Source organism: Pseudomonas sp. K5002 (assembly GCF_013386655.1).
GTDB lineage: Bacteria > Pseudomonadota > Gammaproteobacteria > Pseudomonadales > Pseudomonadaceae > Aquipseudomonas.
The window spans coordinates 1-2,409 of sequence record NZ_JACARK010000980.1 but is presented as its reverse complement, the minus strand read 5'-3'; the positions used below and the strand labels follow the sequence as shown (position 1 = coordinate 2,409).

Sequence of the window (2,409 nt, the reverse complement as noted above, 5' to 3'; positions counted from 1 at the left end):
GCCCGGCAGCACGCCGAGGTTGATTTCCGGCTGGCCAAACTTGGCGTTGTCGCCCGCCAGGATGAAGTCGCACATCAAGGCCAGTTCACAACCGCCACCCAGGGCAAACCCGTTGACCGCCGCGATGATCGGCTTGCGGCGGTTGGCCACGCGATCGCTGTCGCTGAACAGGTCGTCGAGGTAGATCTGCGGGTAGGTCAGCTCGGCCATTTCCTTGATGTCGGCACCGGCGGCAAAGGCTTTTTTCGAGCCGGTTAGCACGATGCAGCCGATTTCCGGGTTGGCTTCCAGGCTGTCCAGCGCCTGGTTCAGCTCGCTGACCAGTTGCGCGTTCAGGGCGTTCAGCGCTTGCGGGCGATTGAGGGTGATCAGCCCGACCCGGCCCTGCACGTCCAGCAAAATGCTTTCGTAACTCATAGAGACTCCTCAGAGATTGCGTGAAATGACCATGCGTTGAATATCGCTGGTGCCTTCGTAAATCTGGCAGACCCGCACATCGCGGTAGATCCGCTCCAGGGGAAAGTCGCTCAGGTAACCGTAACCGCCGAGGGTTTGCAAGGCTGCCGAGCAGACCTTTTCGGCCATTTCCGAAGCAAACAGCTTGGCCATGGACGCTTCCACCAGCGCCGGCTTGCCGCTGTCACGCAGGGCGGCGGCGTAATGCACCATCTGCCGCGCCACGGCGATTTGCGTCGCCATGTCCGCCAGGCGGAAGGCCACGGCCTGGTGCTCGATGATCGGCTTGCCAAAGCTTTCCCGCTCGCGGGCGTAGTCCCGGGCCGCTTCAAATGCCGCCCGCGCCATGCCCACCGCTTGCGAAGCAATGCCGACACGCCCGCCTTCGAGGTTGGCCAGGGCGATCCGGTAGCCTTCGCCCTCCTCGCCCAAACGATTGGCCACCGGCACCTTCACATCCTCAAACAGGATCTGGCAGGTGTCGGAAGCATGCTGGCCGAGCTTGTCCTCGACCCGCGCGACGCTGTAGCCCGGCGAGTCGGTGGGCACGATAAAGGCGCTGATGCCGCGTTTGCCGGCAGCCGGATCGGTGACTGCAAACACAATCACGATCCCGGCGTTTTGCCCGGAGGTGATGAACTGCTTGCAGCCATTCAAGACGTAGTGATCGCCCTCCAGCCGGGCACGGGTTTTCAGGCCGCTGGCGTCGGAACCGGCCTGGGGCTCGGTCAAGGCAAACGCACCGAGCATCGCACCACTGGCCAGGGGCTTGAGGAACTGCTCGCGCTGTTGATCATTGCCGAACTTGAGGATCGGCACGCAGCCCACGGAGTTGTGCACGCTCATGATGGTCGAGCAGGCGCCGTCACCGGCAGCGATCTCTTCCAGGGCCATGGCGTAGGCCAGGTAGCCGGTATCACAGCCGCCCCATTGCTCCGGGACTAGCATGCCGAAAAAGCCCAGCTCGGCCATTTCACCAATGGCTTCCTTGGGAAAGCGATGTTCGCGGTCCCACTCGGCAGCGAACGGTTTAAGGCGTTCCTGGGCAAATTGCCGGGCGGCTTCGCTGATTTGCAGTTGTTCGTCATTCGGCAGCATAGGTGTTCCTTAGTACAGGCATTCAACGGCCATGGCCGTGGCTTCACCGCCGCCGATGCAGATCGCTGCAACGCCGCGCTTGAGGCCTTTCTGGCGAAGGGCCGAAAGCAGGGTCACCAGGATCCGCGCGCCGGACGCGCCAATCGGATGGCCCAGGGCACAGGCACCGCCGTGGATGTTGACCTTGCTGTGGGGAATCTCCAGCTTGCTCATGGTCACCAGGCTGACCACGGCAAAGGCTTCGTTGATTTCAAACAGGTCGACTTCGTCGAGGTTCCAGCCGGTCTTGCTCATCAGCTTGCGGATCGCCCCCACCGGCGCTACCGGGAACAGGCCAGGCTCATCGGCAAACGCCGCGTGGCCATGGATCACCGCCAGAGGCTTGAGCCCGCGCTTGTGCGCTTCGGACTGGCGCATCAGCAGCAGCGCCGCCGCACCGTCGGAAATCGAACTGGAGTTGGCTGCCGTCACCGTGCCGCCTTCACGGAAGGCCGGCTTCAGGGTGGCGATCTTGTCCAGCTTGGCTTTCGGCGGCTGTTCGTCGTGGATGATGGTTTTCTGGTCCTTGCCCACGGTGACCTGCACCGGGACGATTTCGGCGATGAAGTTGCCGTCGGTGATCGCCTGTTGCGCACGGGTCAGGGACGCAATCGCAAACGCGTCCTGGGCCTCGCGGGAAAAGCCGTTGTGCTCGGCGCAGTCCTCGGCAAAGGTGCCCATCAGGCGGCCCTTGTCGTAGGCGTCTTCGAGGCCGTCGAGGAACATGTGGTCGAGCACCCGGCCGTGGCCCATGCGATAGCCGCTGCGGGCGCGGTCCAGCAGGTACGGCGCGTTGGACATGCTCTCCATGCCACC

At 63.3% G+C, this 2,409-nt stretch carries 3 protein-coding genes; all 3 read right to left on the bottom strand.

Going from position 1 to position 2,409, the window contains the following annotated elements; all coding sequences use genetic code 11:
- Positions 1-417 (bottom strand): enoyl-CoA hydratase-related protein (locus tag HX846_RS32095; protein WP_178966945.1); only part of this gene is annotated, 417 nt, incomplete at its 3' end.
- Between the two features lie 9 nt (positions 418-426).
- A complete protein-coding gene (locus HX846_RS32090; protein WP_008433455.1) occupies positions 427-1,554 on the bottom strand; it encodes an acyl-CoA dehydrogenase in 1,128 nt (375 codons plus the stop codon).
- Between the two features lie 9 nt (positions 1,555-1,563).
- A partial coding sequence (locus HX846_RS32085; RefSeq protein WP_178966944.1) for an acetyl-CoA C-acyltransferase occupies positions 1,564-2,409 on the bottom strand: 846 nt, incomplete at its 5' end.